21 protein-coding genes are annotated in these 22956 nt (G+C 68.4%); 15 read left to right on the forward strand and 6 right to left on the reverse strand.

Translation table 11 applies throughout. From position 1 onward, the window contains the following. The first annotated feature begins 45 nt into the window (after positions 1–45). The 3 genes from ACFVIV_RS11250 (at position 46) to ACFVIV_RS11260 (ending at position 2748) form a co-directional block, all read left to right on the forward strand. Positions 46–1272: a PucR family transcriptional regulator gene (locus tag ACFVIV_RS11250; protein WP_379195039.1), complete on the forward strand. Its 1227-nt coding sequence runs from the start codon at positions 46–48 to the stop codon at positions 1270–1272. A 223-nt stretch (positions 1273–1495) separates the two neighbouring features. Beyond that, positions 1496–2320, forward strand: a complete 825-nt coding sequence (locus tag ACFVIV_RS11255; RefSeq protein WP_379195041.1) for a hypothetical protein — start codon at positions 1496–1498, stop codon at positions 2318–2320. Next, positions 2317–2748 (forward strand): hypothetical protein, encoded by a 432-nt coding sequence (locus ACFVIV_RS11260; protein ID WP_379195043.1) that lies wholly within the window; start codon positions 2317–2319, stop codon positions 2746–2748. The genes ACFVIV_RS11255 and ACFVIV_RS11260 overlap by 4 nt, the downstream gene beginning before the upstream one ends. 170 nt (positions 2749–2918) lie before the next feature. On the opposite strand, the gene ACFVIV_RS11265 is transcribed toward ACFVIV_RS11260, so the two are convergent. Beyond that, positions 2919–3356, reverse strand: a complete 438-nt coding sequence (locus ACFVIV_RS11265; protein WP_379195045.1) for a hypothetical protein — start codon at positions 3354–3356, stop codon at positions 2919–2921. A 113-nt stretch (positions 3357–3469) separates the two neighbouring features. Between ACFVIV_RS11265 and ACFVIV_RS11270 the strand changes: the two genes are divergently transcribed. The 12 genes from ACFVIV_RS11270 (at position 3470) to ACFVIV_RS11325 (ending at position 17614) form a co-directional block, all read left to right on the forward strand. Beyond that, complete coding sequence (locus tag ACFVIV_RS11270) at positions 3470–3685, forward strand: hypothetical protein (RefSeq protein ID WP_379195047.1); 216 nt, start codon at positions 3470–3472, stop codon at positions 3683–3685. A 43-nt stretch (positions 3686–3728) separates the two neighbouring features. After that, positions 3729–5942 (forward strand): SulP family inorganic anion transporter, encoded by a 2214-nt coding sequence (locus tag ACFVIV_RS11275; RefSeq protein WP_379195049.1) that lies wholly within the window; start codon positions 3729–3731, stop codon positions 5940–5942. Between the two features lie 244 nt (positions 5943–6186). Then, a complete protein-coding gene (locus tag ACFVIV_RS11280) occupies positions 6187–8400 on the forward strand; it encodes a SulP family inorganic anion transporter (protein ID WP_379195051.1) in 2214 nt (737 codons plus the stop codon). Positions 8401–8537: 137 nt separating this feature from the next. Further along, complete coding sequence (locus tag ACFVIV_RS11285) at positions 8538–8999, forward strand: TIGR02611 family protein (protein ID WP_379195053.1); 462 nt, start codon at positions 8538–8540, stop codon at positions 8997–8999. Then, entirely contained in the window at positions 8996–9814 is an 819-nt protein-coding gene (locus ACFVIV_RS11290; protein WP_379195055.1) for a (2Fe-2S)-binding protein, read from the forward strand. Before ACFVIV_RS11285 ends, ACFVIV_RS11290 begins: the two co-directional genes overlap by 4 nt. 309 nt (positions 9815–10123) lie before the next feature. After that, positions 10124–12181 (forward strand): threonine--tRNA ligase, encoded by a 2058-nt coding sequence (gene thrS / locus ACFVIV_RS11295; RefSeq protein ID WP_379195057.1) that lies wholly within the window; start codon positions 10124–10126, stop codon positions 12179–12181. Then, positions 12178–12771, forward strand: a complete 594-nt coding sequence (locus tag ACFVIV_RS11300; protein WP_379195059.1) for an HIT family protein — start codon at positions 12178–12180, stop codon at positions 12769–12771. Before thrS ends, ACFVIV_RS11300 begins: the two co-directional genes overlap by 4 nt. 1 nt (position 12772) lies before the next feature. Beyond that, positions 12773–13444 carry a phosphatidylinositol phosphate synthase gene (pgsA, locus tag ACFVIV_RS11305; RefSeq protein WP_379195061.1) on the forward strand — a complete coding sequence of 224 codons (672 nt, stop codon included), beginning with the start codon at positions 12773–12775 and terminating at the stop codon, positions 13442–13444. After that, on the forward strand, positions 13441–14448 hold the full coding sequence (locus tag ACFVIV_RS11310; protein WP_379195063.1) for a phosphatidylinositol mannoside acyltransferase: 1008 nt from the start codon (positions 13441–13443) through the stop codon (positions 14446–14448). Before pgsA ends, ACFVIV_RS11310 begins: the two co-directional genes overlap by 4 nt. Then, on the forward strand, positions 14445–15569 hold the full coding sequence (locus tag ACFVIV_RS11315; protein ID WP_379195065.1) for a glycosyltransferase family 4 protein: 1125 nt from the start codon (positions 14445–14447) through the stop codon (positions 15567–15569). Before ACFVIV_RS11310 ends, ACFVIV_RS11315 begins: the two co-directional genes overlap by 4 nt. Beyond that, positions 15569–16612 carry an NUDIX domain-containing protein gene (locus ACFVIV_RS11320; RefSeq protein ID WP_379195628.1) on the forward strand — a complete coding sequence of 348 codons (1044 nt, stop codon included), beginning with the start codon at positions 15569–15571 and terminating at the stop codon, positions 16610–16612. The genes ACFVIV_RS11315 and ACFVIV_RS11320 overlap by 1 nt, the downstream gene beginning before the upstream one ends. Positions 16613–16945: 333 nt before the next feature. Beyond that, a complete protein-coding gene (locus ACFVIV_RS11325) occupies positions 16946–17614 on the forward strand; it encodes a hypothetical protein (protein WP_379195067.1) in 669 nt (222 codons plus the stop codon). Positions 17615–17661: 47 nt separating this feature from the next. Here the strand turns inward: ACFVIV_RS11325 and trpA are convergent, their stop codons facing one another. The 5 genes from trpA to ACFVIV_RS11350 all read right to left on the reverse strand — a co-directional run bounded on the left by trpA (position 17662) and on the right by ACFVIV_RS11350 (position 22912). Further along, on the reverse strand, positions 17662–18477 hold the full coding sequence (gene trpA / locus ACFVIV_RS11330) for a tryptophan synthase subunit alpha (protein WP_379195069.1): 816 nt from the start codon (positions 18475–18477) through the stop codon (positions 17662–17664). Continuing rightward, positions 18474–19727: a tryptophan synthase subunit beta gene (trpB, locus tag ACFVIV_RS11335; protein WP_379195071.1), complete on the reverse strand. Its 1254-nt coding sequence runs from the start codon at positions 19725–19727 to the stop codon at positions 18474–18476. The genes trpA and trpB overlap by 4 nt, the downstream gene beginning before the upstream one ends. Before the next feature lie 150 nt (positions 19728–19877). Continuing rightward, a complete protein-coding gene (gene trpM, locus ACFVIV_RS11340; RefSeq protein WP_379195072.1) occupies positions 19878–20042 on the reverse strand; it encodes a tryptophan biosynthesis modulator TrpM in 165 nt (54 codons plus the stop codon). A 149-nt stretch (positions 20043–20191) separates the two neighbouring features. Further along, positions 20192–21478: a hypothetical protein gene (locus ACFVIV_RS11345; protein WP_379195074.1), complete on the reverse strand. Its 1287-nt coding sequence runs from the start codon at positions 21476–21478 to the stop codon at positions 20192–20194. Between the two features lie 300 nt (positions 21479–21778). Beyond that, positions 21779–22912: an acyl-CoA dehydrogenase family protein gene (locus tag ACFVIV_RS11350; protein ID WP_379195076.1), complete on the reverse strand. Its 1134-nt coding sequence runs from the start codon at positions 22910–22912 to the stop codon at positions 21779–21781. Positions 22913–22956: the final 44 nt, after the last annotated feature.

Here is a 22956-nt window from a genome sequence, read left to right on the forward strand (position 1 = left end):
GGATCGAGGTGATTTGTTGTTCAGTTGGATGAAGGACGGTGTCGCATGACCGCGGAAGCACTCACCGCCGACACCGATCTCTACGGTCTCGCGCAGCTGGTCGCCGATCAGGCCGGCGGCATGGTGTCCATCGAGGATCAGGCCTCCCACGTGCTGGCCTATTCCGCCTCCGGCGAAGCCGCCGACCCGCTGCGCATCCAGTCGATCCTCGGCCGCGAGGGCCCGCGCGACTATCTGCGGGTACTGCGGGAATGGGGAGTCTTCGACAGCATTCGCCGCACCGACGAGGTGATCGACGTCCCCGCGCATCCGGAGCTGAACATCAAGCGCCGCTTGGTGGTCGGCATCCGCCGCGCGCCCGGCGGCGGCACCGCCCCGGACGTGCTCGGCTCGATCTGGCTGCAGCAGGGCGACACCCCGTTCACCGCCGAGGCGACGCAGGTGCTGCGCGGCGCCGCGGCCATCGCGGCCCGCATCATCACCCGCATCCTGGACGCGCCCTCCACCGAGGCGCTCATGATCCAGCGCCTGTTCGGCGTCCGCGGCGAGGGCGTCGACGTCCCGTCCATCGCGGGCGCCCTGAACCTCCCGGTGACCGGTCCGGCCGCGGTGCTGGGGTTCGCGGCCGCCGATCTGCGCGCCGGGCCGGACCACGCCAACCTGGCGAGCGTGATCCGCTTGCACGCCGGCTCCTTCCGTCGCGATTCGGTGACCATGGCCACCGCCGAGCGGGTGTACGTCCTGCTGCCCGGCTACCGCTCCGATCACGCCGTCACCGCCTGGGTCCGCCATCTCGTCGACCGGCAGGAGCCGCGCGTGGCCACCCTGCGCGCCGCCATCGCCATCCCGGTCGCCGACCTGCACGGCGTCGCCGCCGCCCGCGCCGAGGTCGACCGCGTGCTCGACAGCACCGCCGCCACCTTCCCCAAGGGCCGCGTCACCACCCTCGCCGAATCCCGCACCGCGGTCCTGCTCGGCGAGGTCCTCGATCTCCTGCACGCCCATCCGGACCTGCACGACCCCCGCCTGCGAGCCCTCTTCGACTACGACCGCAGGCATGCGGCGAACCTGCACGAGAGCGCCGAGACCTACCTGCGCGAGCACGGCGACGTCCGCCGCGCCGCCGCGGCGCTGCGCGTACACCCGAATACGTTGCGCTACCGCATCCGCCGCGTCGAGGACATCACCGGCCTGGCCCTCACCGATCCGTCCGACCGGTTGCTGCTCGAACTCCAGCTCGCCCTGCACCGGCGCGGGCAACGCTCCCGTTAAGCCGGGTTAACGCGCCCGCGCGTGAATAGCTCCTTGACGACCACCGGTAGCGGGCGTGTCGCGCGGCGACGCCGCGTGCAATCGGCGAGCAATTCTGCGGAATTCATTGCTCCAAAACAGCCGGCCTGTCAGGATATGTCGCACGCGACCACCTCGATATGGAGCGGCCGTGCTCGGTTTTCCTTCCTTTTATCGGCTTGTGTCTGTATTCAGGAGTTCGAAGATGACCGCGGGGCGCTTCTCCGAGACGGGAGAGCTGCTGACATTCGGCCGGGAAGCCACCCGCGAATTGGTCCGCGAATTATCCCTGGGCGCCGCGCAATCGCGCACGGGAGTATTGCGGGTGACCGGTGATCCGGGTGGCGATTTCTATCTCGTCGACGGAAACATAACGATGGTGGCCTCGGCCGGCGCGCCCGGTGTGCGCGATCTGCTGATGCGGCCCGGGCGCACCTCCACCGGCGCGGCGGATCTGCGGCTGGTGGCCCTGATGGCGGCGCTGGACGGCGCCTTCGCCATTGCCTCGGGCTGGCTCGGCAGCTGCTGCTGGCAGGACTCGCCGACTCTGCCGCCCGAGGTGCTCGCCATCCCGAGCGTCGACCCGGGCCGGCTGCTGCTCGAGACCGAGCGCCGGCTGCGCGCATTGGCCCACGGCCCGGTCTCGCCGCATCGAAATCACTTGTCGCTCACCGACCGCGGCCGCGCGCTGCTGGCCGGACCGGAGCGAACGCCCTGGCAGGACATTCTGTTCTGGGTCAACGGCCGGCGCACCTGTCGCGATATCGCCCTGTTGCTCAGCCGCGGGCTCTACGCGGTCACCGTCGAGGTGTCGCGCATGTTGGACGCCGAGGTCCTGGTGATCAGCCCGCCCCTGCCCGAGGCCACGGAGGCCGCACCGCAGCGCCTCGGCATGCCCCGAGCGGTGCTGCCGCGCCGCCGCCGCGGCGCCAGCGGTATCAACGACACCCTGCCCACGCCGTCGCCGCGCGCCGCCCGCGCGGCCCGCCAGAATTCCCTCCCCGTACGGGAACAAGAAAGGACGAAATGAGTACACCCACCAGCACAGGCAGCCTTTCGGACCGGGTCGCGATTCTGGTGAAAGCGCTACGGTCCGAAGCGCCGGAATGCATTGCCGCCGGGGCGATCGATATGGCGACGGGAATGCTGCTGTCGGTGGAAACCGTCGACAATCATCCGCCGGAAGTTCTCGATCTCCTCGCGGCGGCCACGCTGGATATCTTCCAGGGCCGCAATGTGACCATGATCGAGGATATTTGGAAGGAGCGGCGCGGAATACGAACCGACCGCCATTATTTCCTGGAAATTCTGGTGAACAGCGATAACCTCACGCATCTTTTCATTCGCACCGAGAGCCGCGAGGACGTCGTGGTGGTGGTCGTGTGCCGCAAGACCGTCAATGTCGGCATGCTCTTCGCCCAGACCCGGCGCGTGCTCAAAGACGCGGGCCGCCTGTGAGTTTCCCGCCCGCAACCCCCGGGCGGCGCGGCGCGCGCCCGCCACGATCTCCGGTGGCCGCCGGTGACACGTCGGGTTTCGTCGCCTGACGTCGGCCTCCGGACGCGCTCCCGGCCGAATGCCCCTCACCCTCGGCCGGGAGCGCCCTGTTCATCAGCGGGAGGGCGTGCTCACTTGGCCTCGTGCCAGTTGCTGCCGCCGGCGCCCTGGATCTTGTAGCCGATGGATTTCTTGGTTCCGTAGAAGTCGCTGCCGGCAGTCAGATCGCCGAGGCTGGTCTTCAGGGATTTGGCGAACTCGAAGGAGTTGCAGGTGGACAGGTAGATGTCGCCGGTGTAGCCGGTCGGGATGATCGGCTTCAGGATGCCCGCGAGAGTGGCGGGGGTGAAGGAGAGCGCCGGGCCCGTGTCGTCCTCGTCGCCGATCTCCTCGTCATTGCCGTGGGCGGTGATGAAGAGGTTCTCCTTCTTCTCCAGCCGGATGCCGCCGGGCCACAGCTTCTTGTTGTAGGCATACGCGATGCCGAACCCATCGCTCTTGTCGGTGTAGGAGTCCTTGTACCCCTTGTCGACGATTCCCATGTCTTTGGCTACGAAGACCAGAATCATTGTCTTGCCGTTTCTTTGGGAACGAAAGGATATCCGAACGGAACCTGTTGCGTCCGTTCGGCTTTCGCTCGATCTGGTGGATCGAGTGTAGCCCCGGGGCCGGATGCGCAGGCATGGTTCTGGACATCCGACCGACAGGTCTGCCGTCGATCCGCGCATCCGCGCAGTTAGTGGCCCAGGTCACATTTTGGTCGCAGATCGCCCCAATTCTCGAAAACCCTTTTCAGGTTCTTTGCACTGTCTTTACGATTGTGCCGTTCGATCTTCTCCATAGCGTCGTGCTGTCACAGCTTCGCCCGCCGCTCGCTCTCGATGCCAGTACATGTTGACCGATGAACCGGACCGGTCCAGGCCGTCCGGCGAAGGAGAAATATGTCCACCGACACCGATCAAGCACTCCGGACGTCGCTTCCGCGATTGGCAACAGTGGTGCGATACGACCTGCCTGCCTCGGTCGTGGTCTTCCTCGTCGCACTGCCCCTGTCCCTGGGGATTGCCGTCGCTTCCAATGCCCCGGTCGAGGCCGGCCTCATCGCCGCCGTCGTAGGCGGTGTGGTGGCCGGATTGCTCGGCGGATCGAATCTTCAGGTGAGTGGCCCGGCGGCCGGCCTGACCGTGGTCGTCGTCGAGACCATCGACAAGTTCGGCTGGCGCGGAGCCTGTTTCATCACCGCGGCGGCGGGCGTATTGCAAATCGTCTTCGGGCTCAGCAGGATTGCGCGCGCGGCACTGGCCATCGCGCCCGTGGTGGTGTACGCGATGCTCGCGGGCATCGGCATCACCATCGCGCTGCAGCAGGTGCATGTGCTGCTGGGCGGATCGTCGCACAGTACGGCGGTGCAGAACATCGCCGGACTGCCGGCGCAGCTGCTCGATGTGCACGGGGAGGCGGTGGTCATCGGCTGCGCGGTGATCGCCATCATGGTCGGCTGGCGCTGGATGCCGCCGCGGGTGCGCGTGATCCCCGGGCCGCTGGTCGCCGTATTGGGCGGCACCGCACTGTCGTTCGTCCTGCCGGGGGAGGCCGAGCGCGTCAGGCTGGACGGTTCGCTGTTCGATGCCATCGGGCTGCCGGAGATCCCGGACCGGAGCTGGGGCGTCATCGCGCTGTCCGTGCTCACCATCGCCCTGATCGCGAGCGTGGAGAGCCTGCTCTCGGCGGTCGCCGTCGACAAGATGGCGGGCGGGACGCGCACCAACTTCGACCGCGAGCTCATCGGGCAGGGTGCGGCCAATCTGACCTCCGGCCTGCTCGGCGGGCTCCCGGTCACCGGCGTCATCGTGCGCAGCGCCACCAATGTGCAGGCCGGGGCGCGCACCCGCGCATCCGGTGTGCTGCACGGGATCTGGGTGCTGGTCTTCGCCGTCGCGCTGGTCGGCATCGTGCAGCAGATCCCCAAGGCGGCCTTGGCCGGTCTGCTGATTGTTGTCGGCATCCAATTGGTGAAGCTGGCCCACATCAAGCTGGCGCACCGTACCGGTGACCTGGCCGTGTACGCCCTCACCATTGCCGGCGTCGTCCTGCTCAACCTGCTGGAGGGCGTGCTGATCGGCCTGGCGGCGGCCTTCGCGCTGCTGCTGTGGCGGGTGGTGCGCGTGGCGGTGTCCGCCTCGGCCATCGATTCGCGCCGCTGGCTGGTGACCATCGACGGCGTCTGCACCTTCCTGGCGCTGCCCAAGCTCACCAAGGAATTGGCGAAAGTCCCTGCCGGAGCGGAGGTCACGCTCGAGATGACGGTCGACTTCCTCGATCACGCCGCCTGCGAGGCGCTCGAGGAGTGGATGCGCCGTCACCGCTCCGACGGCGGCACGGTCGAATGCGTCGAAATGGGTTCCGCGCGCATGGCCAATGCCGGTTCCGGCCCGCCGGCGCGCGGGCACGGCCGCCGCATTCTCAATGACGTGCTCGGCCCGCGGCGGCGCACCGGCGCGCAGGTCGATCCGATCGTGGCCGGCATCGCGGCCTATCACCGCAGCCACGCCCACGTCATGCGCCCGCACCTGGGCGAACTCCTGGATGGCCAGGAACCCGATGCCCTCTTCCTGACCTGCGCGGATTCCCGGATCGTGCCCAATGTGATCACCAACAGCGGTCCGGGCGATCTGTTCACCGTGCGCAATGTCGGCAATCTGATTCCCGCGCACGGCCGCGATTCCTCCATGGAGGCCGCCATCGTCTACGCCCTCGACAAACTCGATGTGCGCTCGGTGGTGGTGTGCGGGCATTCCGGTTGCGGCGCAATGGATGCGCTGTATCGCGAGGCCGTCACCGGATCGGGTCTGGACGACTGGCTGGCCAATGCCCGGCCCAGTCTGGACGCCTACCGCGGCGGGCATCGGGTGGCGCGGGCGGCCGCGGCGGCCGGATTCGGGCCGGTCGACCAGCTGGGCATGGTGAATGTGGCCGTGCAGCTGGAGACGCTCTACGCCCATCCGGTGGTGCGGCGCGGGGTGGAGGAGCGCGGGGTGGTGCTGTCCGGGCTGTTCTTCGATATCGCGACGGCCAGAGTGGTGGAGGTCACGGTCGACGGCATTGCCGAGATCGATGACCTGCACCACCGGGCGGCCGAACCGCAGCCGGCGTGAAAATCCGGGTTGACCGGCTGGATGTCACAGAGTTGCCAGCACGGTGCGGGCGTGACCTCACACAAGGTTCACGCCCGTTTTACATTGTGGCTCATGTTTTCTCAGCCTTTGCTAAGGCTTTACTTTTAGCCTTGCCTCAGCTCGTCCGGTGAGTCTGTGGCCAGTGCCGCCCACAGCATCAATTCGATGCCCGCAGAACATGTTCGACGTCTTACGGAGCCGCGGCTCCGGAGAAGGAGCCGAGATGTCCCTCGACACCGATTCACCGCCAGGCAGACCGACTGACCGGTTCAACACTTGGTTGCGCCACGATTTGCCGGCCTCGTTCGTCGTATTCCTTGTCGCCCTGCCCCTGTCGCTCGGCATTGCCGTCGCCTCCGACGCCCCGATCGCCGCCGGCCTCATCGCCGCCGTGGTGGGCGGCGTGGTGGTCGGCCTGCTCGGCGGATCCCCCCTGCAGGTGAGCGGTCCCGCCGCCGGCCTGACCGTGGTGGTCGCCGAGACCATCAGCAAATTCGGCTGGAAGACAGCCTGTTTCATCACCGTCGCGGCCGGCGCGCTGCAGATCCTGTTCGGCCTGAGCCGGATCGCCCGCGCCGCGCTGGCCATCGCGCCCGTGGTGGTGCACGCCATGCTCGCCGGCATCGGCATCACCATCGCGCTGCAACAGCTGCACGTGCTGCTCGGCGGCTCCTCGCACAGCACGGCCTTCCAGAACCTGGTGCAGCTGCCCGGTGAACTGACCAGCCTGCACGGCAACGACCTCCTCATCGGCGCGGTCGTCATTGCCATCATGCTGGGCTGGAAGTACATGCCCGGGCAGCTGAGGGTGCTGCCCGGCCCGCTGGTCGCCGTGGTGGCCGGCACCCTGCTGTCGCTGGCCGTGCCCGGCACTGTCGAGCGCATCGTGCTCAGCGGCTCGCTGTTCGACGCCATCGGCCTGCCGGAGATTCCCAGCGGGGGCTGGGGCGCCGTCGCGCTCGCGGTGCTGACCATCGCGCTCATCGCCAGCGTGGAGAGCCTGCTGTCCGCGGTCGCTGTGGACAAGATGCACACCGGCCCGCGCACCAACTTCGACAAGGAGCTCATGGCCCAGGGCGCGGCCAATATGACCTCCGGCCTGCTCGGCGGCCTGCCGGTCACCGGCGTCATCGTGCGCAGCGCCACCAATGTGCAGGCCGGGGCCCGCTCCCGGGCCTCGGCGTTCCTGCACGGCATCTGGATCCTGGTGTTCTCGGTGCTGCTGGTCTCGGTCGTGCAGCAGATCCCCAAGTCCGCCCTGGCCGGTCTGCTCATCGTGGTCGGCATCCAGCTGGTCAAGACTGCCCACATCAAGCTGGCGCACCGCACCGGCGATCTGCTCGTCTACGTCGTCACCGTGCTGGGCGTGGTCTTCCTGAACCTCCTGGAAGGCGTGCTCATCGGCCTGGTGCTGGCCTTCGCGCTGCTGCTGTGGCGGGTGGTCAAGGTCGTGATCGTGGCCGGTCCGGTGGAGGGCACCGACAACTGGCTGGTCAGCGTGGACGGCACCTGTACCTTCCTGGCGCTGCCCAAGCTGTCCAAGGAACTGGCGAAGGTGCCCGCCGGGGCCGACGTGCTGGTCGAGATGAGCGTCGACTTCCTCGACCACGCCGCCTACGAAGCCATTCACGACTGGGCGCGGCAGCACGAAACCACCGGCGGCCGAGTCGATTTCGTGGAACTGGGCACCGTGCCCATGGCCGATGCGGTGACCGGCCCGCCGGTGCGCGGCCACGCCCGCAACCTGCTGCACGATGTGCTGCGCCCCTGGCGCAAGGGCGAGGGCAACCCGGTCACCGCCGGTGTGGCCGAATACCATCGCCGCCACGCCCATGTGGTCCGCCCGCACCTGGACGAATTGCGCGACGGCCAGAACCCGCACTCGCTCTTCCTCACCTGCGCGGATTCCCGGATCGTGCCCAATGTCATCACCAATACCGGTCCGGGCGACCTGTTCACCGTCCGCAATGTCGGCAACCTGGTGCCCCCACAGGGACGGGACAGCTCCATCGAAGCGGCGCTGTCCTTCGCGCTGGACGAACTGCACGTCGATCACCTTGTGGTGTGCGGACATTCGTCCTGCGGCGCGATGAACGCCCTGCTCGCCGGCGCGCCGAGCGGCCCGGGCCTGGGCGCCTGGCTGCGCAATGCCGCACCCAGCCTGGACCGCTTCCGGCGCGGCCACCCGGTGGCCTTCGCCGCCGCCCGGGCCGGGTTCGGCGTCCCGGACCAGCTGGCCATGGTGAACGTGGCGGTCCAGCTGGAAACGCTCGCCGCCCATCCGGTGGTGCGCCGGGCCGTGCACGAACGCGGAGTCACGCTCTCGGGCCTGTTCTTCGATATCGGCACCGCCCGCGTCCTCGAGGTGACGGCCGACGGTATCGCCGAGATCGACGATGTCGAGCTATCCGCGGAACTGGCCGCGGCCATGAGCTGACGCTCCGACAACCGAATACGCGCGGCCGCGCACTCCGAACCGGGGTGTGCGGCCGTTCGCATGCCTCCTCCAGGTGGATGCCGGTGTGGGGGCTTTCCCGGAGGCCGGGCCGGGCGGACGGACGTAACCTGGCCTGTGTGAGCACCGAGATTGATCCGGGTCCGCGGACCGTGGGGGAGTCGCCGGAAAGTGCGACGGGGAAGTGGCGGCGCTGGCGCGCCTTGCGTGGACATGTGGCGGATCGCCCTACGCTGAACGTCGTCTACCGCATCGCGGTGGGCGTGCTCGGTGTCGCGGTGCTGGTGGTCGGAATTCTCGCGATTCCGTATCCGGGCCCGGGCTGGCTGATCGTTTTCGCGGGGCTGGGGATCCTGGCCACCGAATTCGCCTGGGCGCATCGGACGCTGCACTGGACGCACGGGCGGTATCGGCGGGTCATGGACTGGTATTCCGCGCAGGGATGGCTGGTCAAGGGGCTCGGTGCGGTACTCACCCTGGCCGTCGTGCTCGTGACGCTGTGGCTGCTCGGAACCTTCGGTGTCGTCGGCGACCTGATCGGAGTCGAATGGGAACCATTGCGCAGTCCGCTGTTCCAGTGAACACCGGGCCGGTGCTCGTGCCCGGCACGGAATTGCTGCGCCCGGAATGGCTGGGCGAGCGCATTGCCGATATGGGGATCTCCTGGGGCACCGGCGACGTCCGCGTCTCCGGCACCCTGTGGTGGTGCATGGCCGCCTCCTCGCTGGTGAAACCGATCGTGGTCGCCTATGCGCACGATGACGAGGACTTCGACCCCACCCTCGAACACCTGGCCCTCGAGATTCGCCCCGACGGCGGGATCGAGCAGGTCCTGCAGATCACCCCCGAGGCGGTGGCCGCGCTCGCCTCCGGCACACACCCGGAGGCCGGGGTCCGGCTCGAGCCGGGCGTCGAACTCGAGCCGGGTATCGAACTCGAGCCCGTCGTGCCGGAACCGGCGGTCGCGTCGCCCTCGGGCGAAATGACCGCGGCCCAGGCGGGAGCCTGCGCCGACCGCGCGTGCGACACGCTCGGCTGGGAGATTCCGCGCACCGGTGCGGGGCCGCTGCTGCGGCACACCCTCTCGCAGGTCATTCCGGTGGTGTCGCGCGTGTCGGGCGCGGGCGAGGCGTCGCTGTGGGCGATCGTCGCCGACGCCATCGGCAATCGCGCCCTGGACGCGGGCGATGACGAGGTGGGGGCGCATCTGGCGCGCGAGGTGGCCGGACGGCTGCCGGTACCGCGCTTCAGTGATATCGGCGGGCGCACTTTTGTGCGTCGCATCTCCTGCTGCCTGGTCTTCGAGGTGCCGGGCTGCGAGATGTGCACCAGCTGCCCGAAACGTCCTGCGGCGCAACGGGAACAGCTGCTGGCGGAGTTGGCGGCGCGCGGCTGAGCTGCTTGGACGCGGTGCGGGGCGGGACCGCGGAGACGGGGCCGGGACGGTCGGATTCGATCGCGGCGCGACGGTCGGAAGGTCTCGGCGGCGTGGGCGGATCGTCTTCGCGGCACGTGCGCCGGATCGCTGCGCCCCCCGGCGGCGACGCGACGGCATGGTCCATCGACGCGGGGCCGGGACCATGCCGATAGCATGGTGCGCGCCGGAGTCTTGCCTGTCGTGCACCGCCACGAGGCAGGACCGGCCATCCGAACAAGATCGGCGAGGCGCCCCCTCGCCTACGACACTGCCAAGGAGTGCGCAGCCGTGAACACCTCACCCCCGAAGACCCCAGCCGCCCTCGTCCGGGTGCCGGCCGGGACTACGGCGGGTGCCGCGGTGCGCGAGGCGGACCTGCCCAGCAAGGGCCCGAACGCGGTCATCGTGGTGCGGGACGACGAGGGCAACCTCAAGGACCTGTCCTGGATTCCGGACACCGATGTCGAGGTCGAGGCCGTCACCGCCGACTCCGAGGACGGCCGCAGCGTGATCCGGCATTCGGCCGCGCACGTGCTGGCGCAGGCCGTGCAGCAGGAGTTCCCGGAGGCCAAGCTGGGCATCGGCCCGTTCATCAAGGACGGCTTCTACTACGACTTCCAGGTCGACCGCCCCTTCACCCCCGAGGATCTGGCCAAGCTGGAATCCCGGATGAAGAAGATCGTCAAAGGCGCGCAGCGCTTTTCGCGGCGCGTGGTCGAGGTCGAGGACGCCCGCGTCGAACTGGCCAAGGAGCCGTTCAAGCTGGAGCTCATCTCCGATAAGTCGGGCATCGACGATCCGGAGGTCATGGAGGTCGGCGGTAAAGAGCTGACCATCTACGACAACCTGGATCCGCGCACCGGCGAGAAGGTGTGGGGCGATCTGTGCCGCGGCCCGCACATCCCGACCACCAAGTACATTCCGGCGTTCAAGCTGACCCGCTCCTCGGCCGCCTACTGGCGCGGCGATCAGAGCCGCGAGGATCTGCAGCGCATCTACGGCACCGCGTGGGAATCGCAGGAGGCCCAGGACGAGTACCTGCGCCTGCTGGAGGAGGCCGAGAAGCGCGATCACCGCAAGCTGGGCCTGGAACTGGACCTGTTCTCCTTCCCCGACGAGCTGGGCTCGGGCCTGCCGGTGTTCCACCCCAAGGGCGGCATCATCCGCAAGGAGCTCGAGGACTACTCGCGCCGCCGCCACATCGCCGCGGGCTACGAGTTCGTCAATACCCCGCACATCACCAAGGGCCATCTGTTCGAGGTCTCCGGCCACCTGGACTGGTACCGCGACGGCATGTTCCCGGCCATGCACCTCGATGCCGAACTCAATGAGGACGGCACCGTGCGCAAGCCCGGCCAGGACTACTACGTCAAGCCGATGAACTGCCCGATGCACAATCTGATCTTCCGCTCGCGCGGCCGGTCCTACCGCGAGCTGCCGCTGCGCATGTTCGAGTTCGGCTCGGTGTACCGCTACGAGAAGTCCGGCGTGGTGCACGGCCTGACCCGCGTGCGCGGCATGACCCAGGACGACGCGCACATCTACTGCACCAAGGAGCAGATGCACGCGGAGCTCACCTCCACGCTGCAGTTCGTGCTCTCGCTGCTGCGCGATTACGGCCTCGACGACTTCTACCTCGAGCTGTCCACCAAGGACCCGAAGAAGTTCGTCGGCTCCGACGAGCTGTGGGAGGAGGCCACCGAGACGCTGCGCAAGGTGGCCACCGACTCCGGCCTGGAGCTGGTGCCGGATCCGGGCGGGGCCGCCTTCTACGGCCCGAAGATCTCGGTGCAGGCCAAGGACGCCCTCGGCCGCACCTGGCAGATGTCGACCATTCAGCTCGACTTCAACCTGCCCGAGCGCTTCGAGCTGGAGTACACCGGCTCCGACGGCGCCAAGCATCGCCCGGTCATGATCCACCGCGCGCTGTTCGGTTCCATCGAGCGGTTCTTCGGCGTGCTCACCGAGCACTACGCCGGCGCCTTCCCGGCCTGGCTGTCGCCGGTGCAGGTGGTGGGCATCCCGGTCGCCGAGGCCTTCGCCGAGCACCTCGACAATGTGATCGAAGAGCTTGCGGCGCAGGGCATTCGGGCCGAGGTCGACCGCAGCGACGACCGCATGCAGAAGAAGATCTTCAACCAGACCGCGCAGAAGATCCCCTTCATGCTGCTGGCCGGCGCCCGCGATGTGGAGGCCGATGCGGTGAGCTTCCGCTTCCGGGACGGCACCCAGGTCAACGGCGTGCCGGTGGCCGACGCCATCGCCACCATTGTCGATTGGATTCAGCGGCGCGAGAACACCTCTCCCACCGCGGAGGGTTTCGAAGTTCGGAGCGCGCAGGCATGAGTGAACGTACGGCGTCCGGCCACTTCTCCGGTGAGCAGATCGTGGACACCGGTGCGGGAGATCCGGATCGGCTGCAGCGGCTGTGGACGCCGTACCGCATGTCCTACATCACCGGGGCGGCCGAGGAGCGCGTGGAGCCGAATGCCGACGCGCCCAAGAAGACCGGGCATCCCTTCACCGACATCCCGCAGATGACCGATGAGGACGGGCTCATCCTGGCGCGCGGCCAATGGGTGTACGCGGTACTGAACCTGTACCCGTACAACCCCGGCCACATGATGGTGGTGCCCTACCGCCGCGTGGCCAATCTGGAGGATCTGACCGCCGAGGAGAGCGCCGAGCTGATGGCGTTCACCCAGCGGGCCATTCGCGTCATGAAGCGGGTCTCGCGGCCCGAGGGCTTCAATGTCGGCCTGAATCTCGGTGGCGTCGCCGGGGGTTCACTCGCCGATCACCTGCACCAACACATCGTGCCCCGCTGGAGTGGAGACGCGAACTTCATTACCGTCGTCGGCGGAGTGAAGGTCATGCCACAGCTGCTGCGGGAAACCCGGGCGCTGCTGGCGGAGGCATGGAAGGAATCCGAGTAGCGTGCTGAGCTTCTTCGGTCGCGAAACGTTCGCCAAAGCGACTGCGCCACTGGGCAAAGCCTTGGTGAGCACCGGTCTCACACCGGACGCGATGACGCTCATCGGCACCACCGCCTCGATCGCCGCGGCGGTGACTCTGTTCCCCACCGGTCACCTGTTCTGGGGAACCATGGTGATCTGGCTGTTCGTCATGTTCGACATGCTCGACGGCGCCATGGCGCGCGCCCGCGGCGGCGGCACCAAATACGGTGCGGTACTGGACGCCACCTGTGACCGGGTAGCGGACGGGGCCATCTTCGCCGGGCTGGCTTGGTGGGCGGTCTACCACGAGGGTTCGAAGCACCTGTTCGCGGCGACGCTGGTGGTGCTGGTGACCTCGCAGGTCATCTCCTACGCCAAGGCGCGCGCCGAGGCCAGCGGGCTGTCCGCCGACGGCGGCATCATCGAGCGGCCGGACCGCCTCGTGATCGTGCTGGTCGGCGCCGGATTCACCGGTATCGGCGGGCATTTCGGCATCGAGTGGCTGAGCTACGCCGTGTACGCGGCCATGTACATCCTGGCGGTGCTGAGCATCGTCACCGTCTTCCAGCGGGTGCTGGCGGTACGCAATTCGCCGGGCGCGCGCGATGTGATTCCGATGGCGGCCAAGGCTCCGGAGGAACCGCAGCGGTGAGCACCTCTTTCACGTCCGCGATGACCGACAAGGCGTACGCGGCCGGGTGGCGGCTGGTGCGCGCCCTCCCGGAGCAGGTGGCGCGCAAGGGATTCGACGCCGGAGCCGACTTCGCGTCCCGCAAGGCCAATCGGGCGGCGCACCGCGGGGAGCGGAATCAGCTGCGGCGCAACCTCGCCCGCGTGCTGGGCACGACGCCGGAACAGGTGCCGGACAGCCTGATTCGCGACAGCATGCGCTCCTATGCCCGCTACTGGCGCGAGGCGTTCCGGCTGCCCGCCATGGATTACGCCGCCATCGGCCGCCTGACGGTGGACGGCGTCGAGAATCTCGAAGCCGCCCTGGACCGCGGCCGCGGTGCGGTGCTGGTGCTGCCGCATTCCGGAAACTGGGATATGGCCGGCGTGTGGCTGGTGCAGAACCACGGTGGGCTGTCCACCGTCGCCGAACGGCTGCAACCGGAATCGCTGTTCGAGCGCTTCATCGAATACCGCGAGAGCCTCGGCTTCGAGGTCTTCCCCCTGACCGGCGGCGAACAGCCGCCCTTCCCGATCCTCGCGGATCGCCTGCGGCAGAACAAAGTCGTGTGCCTGATGGGCGAACGCGACCTCACCGGCAAGGGCGTGCCCGTCGACTTCTTCGGCGAGCGCACCTGGATGCCCGCCGGCGCGGCCAAACTCGCCATCGAGACCGGGGCGGCGCTGATTCCGGTGCACTGCTGGTTCACCTCCGACGGCCGCGGCGGGGAATCCTGGGGTATGAAGACCGAGGCGCCCCTGGATGTTTCGGCCGGCGTGGCCGCGGCAACCCAGGCATTGGCGGACCGGTTCGCGGCCAATATCGCCGCCCATCCCGCCGACTGGCACATGCTGCAACCGCTGTGGGACAGTGACTTGTCGCAGGCCCGGCGGGATCGGATCGCGGCGGCGCAACAAGCACTGGGGTATCGGGAACCGGCCGCCGACACCGGAACCGAGGGGCACAGGGGAGACGGCGCGCTATGAGAATCGGCATGGTCTGCCCGTACTCGTTCGACGTTCCGGGCGGTGTGCAAGCCCATGTCGTGGAATTGGCGCAGGTGCTCATCGAGCGCGGGCACAAGGTGAGCGTGCTCGCGCCCGCCGCCGAGGACACGCCGCTGCCCGATTACGTGGTGTCGGCGGGCCGGGCGGTGGCCATCCCCTACAACGGGTCGGTGGCGCGATTGTCCTTCGGGCCCACGGCATATACCCGTATCCGGCGCTGGATCGCCGAGAACGATTTCGACGTGCTGCACATTCACGAGCCGAACGCGCCGAGCCTGTCCATGCTGGCGTTGAAGATCGCCGAGGGGCCGATCGTGGCCACCTTCCACACCTCGACCACGAAATCGCTGGTGCTCAGCACTTTTCAGGGCGTGCTGCGGCCGTATCACGAGAAGATCAGCGGGCGGATCGCGGTGTCGGAGCTGGCGCGACGCTGGCAGGTGGAGGCGCTCGGCGGGGATGCCGTCGAAATCCCCAATGGCGTCGACGTGCCCTTCTTCGCCCACGCGCCGCTGCTGGAAGGGTATCCGCGGGCGGGCGGCACGGTGCTGTTCCTCGGCCGCTACGACGAGCCGCGCAAGGGGATGGAGGTGCTGCTCGGGGCGCTGCCCGCGCTGGTGGCCCGCCATCCCGGCGTGGAAGTGCTGATCGTGGGCCGCGGCGATGAGGAGCGGCTGCGCCGCGAGGCCGGGGTGAACGCCTCGCACCTGCGCTTCCTCGGGCAGGTCTCCGATGCCGAGAAGGCCTCGGCCATGCGCAGCGCCGATGTGTACTGCGCGCCCAATATCGGCGGTGAGAGCTTCGGCATCGTGCTGGTGGAGGCCATGGCCGCCGGTACCGCGGTGGTCGCCAGCGAGCTCGACGCCTTCCGCCGGGTGCTGCGCGACGGCACCGCGGGCATGCTGGTTCCCGTCGGCGACTCGGCCCGGCTGGCGACCGCCCTCGACACCATGCTCACCGACACCGCCCGCCGCGAGGAGTTCATTCGTACTGCGAATCAGGTTGTCGGCGAATACGATTGGCCCGTGGTCGCCGAGCAGATCCTGCGCGTCTACGAGACCGTCACCGTCGGTGACGTGCGCGTGCGGACCGCCGGATGATCACTTTCTCCGCGACCGGCATTCTGGTCGTCGCACTCATCGCGGCGATCGTCATCACCATCGGCGTCTGGGCCTACACCACCGCCAACCGCCTCGACCGCCTGCACGTGCGCACCGACCAGGCCCGGCACGCGCTGGACGCGGCGCTCGCCCGGCGGGCCGTGGTGGCGCGCTCGGTGGCCACCACCCTGTCCGGGCTCGGCTCCGATCCCGAGCTCCTCGACCAGGCCCGCCGCCTGGTGGCGCTGGCCGATCGCGCCGAACGCGCCAACTGGCGCGACCGCGAGGCCGTCGAAAACCAGCTCGCCGCAGCCCTTTCCGCTGTCGATATCGCGCTGCTGCCGCCGCAGCTGGTGGCCGAGCTCGCCGATGCCGAGGCGCGCGTGCTCATCGCCCGCCGCTTCCACAATGACGCCGTGCGCGACACCCTCGCGCTGCGCACCCGCCGCCTGGTCCGCATCCTGCACCTCGGCGGTACCGCGCCGCTGCCGACCTATTTCGAGATCGCCGAGCGCGTGACTCCTGCGGCCTCGACCGGTTTGGATGTGGATACTGTCCGCACCTCGGCGCGCGTCGTCCTGCTCGACGAGGACAACCGGGTGCTGCTGCTGCGCGGATGCGATCCGAAAGTCCCCGATGTGCCGTTCTGGTTCACCATCGGCGGCGGCGTGAATCCGGGGGAGACCTTGCGTGAGGCCGCGATTCGGGAACTCTACGAGGAAACCGGTTATCCCGCCGATTCGTCCATGCTGCGCGGGCCATTGTGGCGCCGGGTCGCTGTTTTCCCGTTCAATGGCGAGCTGATCCGCTCCGAGGAACTCTTCTTCGCCCTCCGTGCCAAGAACTTCGATCCGGTTCCGGCCAATCTCGACTACGTTGAACGCCGCTCCATCAATGGCAGCAAATGGTGCACGCCCGCCGATATCGCCGCCCTGGATCACTCCGGCGAAACCGTTTACCCGTATCACCTCGACCAGCTGCTGGACGAGGCCGTCACAGCTGCCGACGCCGACATCGATCCGGAAGTACGTTCCATCCGATAATGGCCGAGCGCCAACCAGATAACCGGTGGTTACCATTGGTGGCGTTCGGGCTGGATTAATTCAGGCTCCGGCTTTTCGGAGCCGCGCGCGGGTGGCTCAGAGGAATATGCCGATTCCGGTGAGCGCTACGACAACCGCAAACACGATTGCCGCAACCACGAGATCGATGATCATTGGTTTTCCTTTCGTGCTTCCCCGCGGTATGCGGGTATGGAGTTAATCTCCAGCAAAACGTGATGCGTTTCACTGAATGTGCATCTTTCCCGGTCCGATGGGTGGGATCGGATGCCGAAACCATGCGGACGCAGCCATACGCGGGTCTACGGTTCCGGCATGAAACTGATGTACGCGCTGTGGGGCGCCGAGACGGGGGAGCGGTTGCACGCCGCCGAGCTGCGGACCCGATTGGCGGACCTCGGCGCGACCGAGCTACAGGTGAACGTGCGGGACGCCGAGGTGGCCGGCGCGCAGCTGCGGCACACGACCTATGCCGAGCCGATCGATGCCATCGTGAGCATCCGCACCGGCGGTGACCACGAAACCGTCAGCGCCGCACTGGCTTCGGTGGCCGACACGGTGAACGGCTGGATCGTCGACGAGCGCGTGCCCATCGTGCCGCCGCCGGTCGAGAACGGGGTGCGCACCGACGCGCTGGCCAATATCGCGCTGCTGCGCATTCCCGCCGAGCTCACCCGCGAGGAGTGGCTGCATCGCTGGCACGACCTGCACACGCCGGTCGCCATCGAAACCCAGGACACCTTCGGCTACGTCCAGAACACCGTTCGCGCGGCCATTACCGCCGGTAATCGCGTCGACGCCCTGGTCGAAGAGCTCTTCCCGATGGCCGCCATGACCAGCCTGCACGCGTTTTACGGCAGCGGCGGAGACGATGCCGAACTGCAACGCCGCATGACCCGCATGATGGAGAGCGTGGTCGGGTTCGGCGCGCATCTCGACCTCGATATCGTGCCCACCAGCCGCTATGTGTACAAGCTGCACTGAGGGCCGCGGGTGCGGGATGCCCGGCGCGGGCACCCCGCACGGACGGGCTAGCCGCGTGCGCGCACGCCGGTGGCGAGATCGGCGGTGAGTGCCGCGATCGCGGTGTGGCCCGCCTCCGCGCCGGGGGCGTCGAGCATGGCCTTGACCAGCGCGGAGCCCACGATGACGCCGTCGGCGAAGGTCGCGACCGCGGCGGCCTGGGCGGCGTCGGAGATGCCGATGCCGACACAGATCGGGAGGTCCGTGACGGATCGCAGGCGGCGGGTCAGCTCGCCGGCCGTCGCGCCGACGGAGGTGCGGGTGCCGGTGACTCCCATCAGGGCCGAGGCGTAGATGAAACCGGAACCGGCCCTGGCGATTTCGTCCAGACGCTCGGTGGTGCTGCTGGGCGCGGCCACGAATACGGTGGCGAGTCCGTGTGCGGCGGCATGGCGTCGCCACTCCTCGGACTCCTGGACCGGGAGGTCGGGCAGGATGCAGCCGGCGCCGCCCGCGTCGGCCAGTTCGGCGGCGAAGCGCTCGATTCCGTAGCGGTCCACCGGATTCCAGTAGGTCATCACCAGAACCGGTTTGCCGGTGGATCGATACGCCGCGCGAACCGTGCGCATGACATCGGCGATGCGGACGCCGCCGCGCAGGGCGATATCGTCGGCGGTCTGGATGACCGGACCGTCGAGCACCGGATCACTGTGCGGCAGGCCGACTTCGATAATGTCGGCGCCGCTGGTGAGGACGGTCTCGATGGCGGCGATGCCGCCGTCCACGGTGGGGAAGCCCGCCGGAAGGTATCCGATGAGCGCTGCCCGGTTCTCCTGCTTCGCCTTGGCCAGGGTATCGGTCAAGAGCTGGATATTGCCGCTCATTCGGCAGCGCTCCCTTCGGCCGCGGTGGCGGCCTCGTTCTCGAAATAGCGTGTGGCCGTGTCCATGTCCTTGTCGCCGCGGCCGGACAGGTTGACCAGGATCAGGCCGTCCGGGCCGAGTTCCCGGCCGACCTCGAGAGCGCCCGCCAACGCGTGCGCGCTCTCGATGGCCGGGATGATGCCCTCGGTGGCGGACAGCAGGCGGAAGGCCCGCATGGCGGCATCATCGGTGATCGGCCGGTATTCGCCCCGCCCGGTCTCGAAGAGATGGGCGTGTTCCGGCCCGATACCGGGATAGTCGAGTCCCGCCGAAATGGAGTGGGCCTCGGTGATCTGCCCCTCGTCGTCCTGGAGCACATAGGAGCGCGAACCGTGCAGGATCCCCGGCTCGCCCGCGGACAGCGTCGCCGCGTGCTTGCCGGTCTCGATCCCGTATCCCGCTGCCTCACAACCGATCAGCCGCACGCCCGCATCGGTGAGGAAGGGATGGAACAGGCCGATCGCATTCGATCCGCCGCCCACACAGGCGATCGCCGCATCGGGCAGCCGCCCGGTGCGCTCCAGTAGCTGCCGCCGCGCCTCCACCCCGATGACCCGCTGGAAATCGCGAATCATCGCCGGGAACGGGTGCGGCCCCGCCACCGTCCCGAAAATGTAATGCGTGGTCTCGGTATTGGCCACCCAGTCCCGGAACGTCTCATTGATCGCGTCCTTGAGCGTGCGCGACCCGGTCGTCACCGGAATGACCTGTGCCCCCAGCATTCTCATGCGCGCCACATTGAGCGCCTGGCGCTGGGTGTCGACCTCGCCCATGTAGACGGTGCAATCCAAGCCGAACAGGGCGCACGCCGTGGCGGTCGCGACCCCGTGCGATCCGGCCCCGGTCTCCGCGATCACCCGGGTCTTGCCCATCCGCTTGGTGAGCAACGCCTGCCCCAGCACATTGTTGATCTTGTGCGACCCGGTGTGGTTCAAATCCTCGCGCTTGAGGAAAACCCGTGCCCCACCGGCATATTCACCGAATCGAGGCACCTCGGTGAGCGCACTCGGCCGCCCCGCGTAATTGCGCAACAGCCCCTCGAACTCGCCGGCGAATCCGGGATCCACCTTCGCCTTCTCGTATTCGACGGCAACCTCGTCCACCGCGGCGACCAGCGCCTCCGGAATGAACTTGCCCCCGAACCTGCCGAAATACCCTCCGGCACCGGGCACTTGCCCCTCCGGATCCGGAAGGAAGAACTCGTTTGTCATGATCGGAACGCTCCTAGGCCGGGACACGCATCCCGGCTACAGATCTGGTCAGGTTCGCGAACACGCGCCAACGCACGACAAGGCGCCCCCGGCCCAGCCGGGACACGTCATCCTCGATTCGAGAAACAGCGCAGGGGAGAAGCTTCTCCCTCACACACCCCGCACGATGCGCGGCGCGCAAAGCCATCGCATCCCATTCACCTGACCGGGCTCCGCCCCGATAACCCACCGAACCCGCCGCCCGTGCACCCGCCGCGCAGGCGCCCGGCAGCCACGCGGCCGGCAGCCACGGGCGAGACGAGCGGCAATGGGCATGCCCGCAGCCTACGGTTACCGACATGCCCCCGCAACAACACCCCCATATCGACCTCTGCGAACGCCTCACGCCCGCACTCCTGTAGAAAGCGCTGGCAGAAGGCCGAACTTCGGACCGGCCCTGGGGAATTCACCGGCGCCTCCGGCCGTCACAAGAACGAGGAACTGCGCACCGGTCCCGGCGAACGCATCGGTGTGCGCGGACCGCCGAGCCAGTTGTCACGGGTGCCCGCGACGAAGGCGGCGAGCGCGGTGTCCGGATCCGGGGGCGTCTGCCCGTCTCCCGGATCGGGCGCACCGTCGGCGCGCGCGATCTCGGCGGCGATCTCGGCCTCCGGGCGTTCATCGGCGGGCGTCTGCTCGGGACTGCCGTCCGCGCCGATCCGCAGTCCCGGTCCCCACGGCTCGACGATCATCTGGTGCAGCAGCCCGGTGACATCGGCGCTCACTCGGGGCGGCCGCGTCCAGCAGGTGGCGTGCTCGTAGAGAATCTGGCCCGCGGTGCGCTCGCGCAGCGCGTGTGCCAGGTCGTCGTCCAGATCGTCCAGGTCATAGGCGATCACGACGGTGTCGGTGGTGTCCGGTGCGAACGGCTCGGCGGGCAGCCCGAACAACTCCGCGGCGGCCAGCCCGAGAATGCGATTCGACCGGCCCGGCAGCAGCGAGATCGAGCGTGGCCGGCGTCCGGACGCGGAGAGGATCAGCGCCAGCCGATCCAGGCCGTGCCGGCACGATTGCGTGCTGTCGCCGAAGTAGGCCCAGCGCCCGGTCATTCCGGCGTCGAAGCCGAACGGGGACAAGGTGGCGAGATAGCCGCCCGTCAGGACGAAATGCCACCCGCGCAGATCTTGCTGGTCGAGCGCGGTGACGGGCTGGGCGCGGTCCGCGCGCGCCAGCATGCCGGCGACCCGGTCGCGCGGGAAGCGCCAGTCCTCATCCGGTTCGGGCAGCCGGTCGAACTCCGCGCGGGCGCGCGGCAGATCCGCGGCCAGAATCGCGTTGTAGACCAGCAGATAGCGGTCCGGCCAGGGTTCGAGCATGGGCTCGTACCGCGTCAGCACCTCGACCGCCTCGCCGTGGCGGTACTCGTCCTCGAAGGCGGTCGCCAGTTCATTGAGCGCCTGCCGGGTCGGAGGTCCCACCCGGAGTGCTTCGCGTAGTACCGGAATCGCGGCGAACGACAGGCCGTATTCGACGCACTCGTAGCCGAGTACGGTGAGCGCTCCGGTATCCGCCGGTGCGTCGCGCACGGCGCGGGCGGCTGTCGCCAGGTCCTCGAAATCCGCGGCCGCCGCGAGATCGGCCAGGACGGCCGCCAGATCCGGCAGCGGCGGCGGCTCGGCGGCGAAGTTCACGGCGTGACGCACGGCCTGTACCGATCCGGCGATATCCCCCTCGGCGAGCAAGCGCCGGGCTTCATGCAATTCAGTTGTCATCGCGTTCGATCTTGCGGGAGAACTCGGTCGGCGGCAACCGAGTTCGCGGATCGGTCGCTGCCGGGACGTTTACGCCACCGGCGCGCGGGAACAGTGTCAAGGGCGGTCGGTTCGTTTGATCGGGATGTGACCGCCGCCCTTCTCGGTTAGGGTCGGTGGCGGTTCGCCGGACGTGGCGGGCCCCTGTGTGGAGGTGAGTGGCTTTGTCCTACCTGTTGTATGACTTCCTGGTGCCGTATCTGGGGCCCTCGGGCGCCGAGTACTGGGCGACCATGCTGGTGGTCGGCTGGCGCTGATCGGTCAGCCGAGCGGGCTGTGTCCGAGCAGGACACGGCCGGTGAAGCGGGTCTGCTTGGCGCGGGGGAGGGGATGGAACAGGCAGCCGTGGATGTCTCGGTACCACATTTCCAAGGGCAGGGCGCGGGAATAGCCTGCGCCGCCTATGGTTTCGATGGCCAGGCGGACGGTGGCGACCAGGGAGTCCGCCACCACCGTCTTGCGGCTCAGGGTGCGGGCGGCATGGGCGTCGGTATTGGGGAAGCGGAGGTTGTCCGCATCGGTGAACATGGCGCCGATGAGGTCGGTGGCCGTGGTGTAGGCGTTCATCATCTCGCCGGCGAGTGCCACCATGTGCGGTTCGGTGCGGCCGCGCAATAGCTGGGCGACCAATTCGACACTGCGGTCGGCGATTCCGAGATAGGCGGCCATGACCAGGGGCAGGGCCGCGCCGATCACCGAATTGAGAATCGGGGGCCACAGATCGGCCGGGCGGATCAGGGAGACGGCGGCGTCGGGGACGAAGACGTCGTCGAAGACGATGGTGTGCGATCCGCTCGCGCGCAAACCGATGGTGTTCCAGGTCTTTTCGACGCTCACGCCGGGTGCGCTCAGGGGGATCGCGCAGTGCAGGACCTGCGGCCCGTCCGGCGCGTCGTCCCAGCGGATGCTGGTCACCGCGACGGTGCCGGCCTCGCAGCCGCTGGCCGGCGCCTTGCGGGCGCTCACCCGGTAGCCGCCGTCGACCTTGACGGCGCTGCCATTGGACTCCACCCAGTCCGAGGCCCCGGTGCTGGCCAGAATCGCCCCGGCGACCACCTTCTCGAACACCGCGCTCGCGTCCATCCCGTGCCGATGCCGCCACACCTGCAGGGCCACCAGATGCGTGTGCATGGCGAAAGCCACCGCGGTGGACGGATCGTGACGGCCCAATTCCCGCAGCGCATCGCCCATTTCGCGATGGGTGGCCCCGCCGCCGCCCGCCTCGGCCGGCACCAGCGCCCGGCTGAGCCCGGACGAGCGGAGCAGATCGTAGGCCGCGAGCGAGAGTTCGCCGCTGCCGTCGCGCTCGGCGACACCCTCGGCCAGCGCGGTCCCGACGGCGGTGGCCGCGGCGACCCAGTCGGTGGTGGGAGTTACGGATTCGGTGATCGTCATACCGCGGAGCTACGCGGCGCATCCGCCGGGGGTTCGACCGCGGT

Source organism: Nocardia sp. NPDC127526, from assembly GCF_042672265.1.
In the GTDB taxonomy this organism is placed as follows: Bacteria; Actinomycetota; Actinomycetes; order Mycobacteriales; family Mycobacteriaceae; genus Nocardia.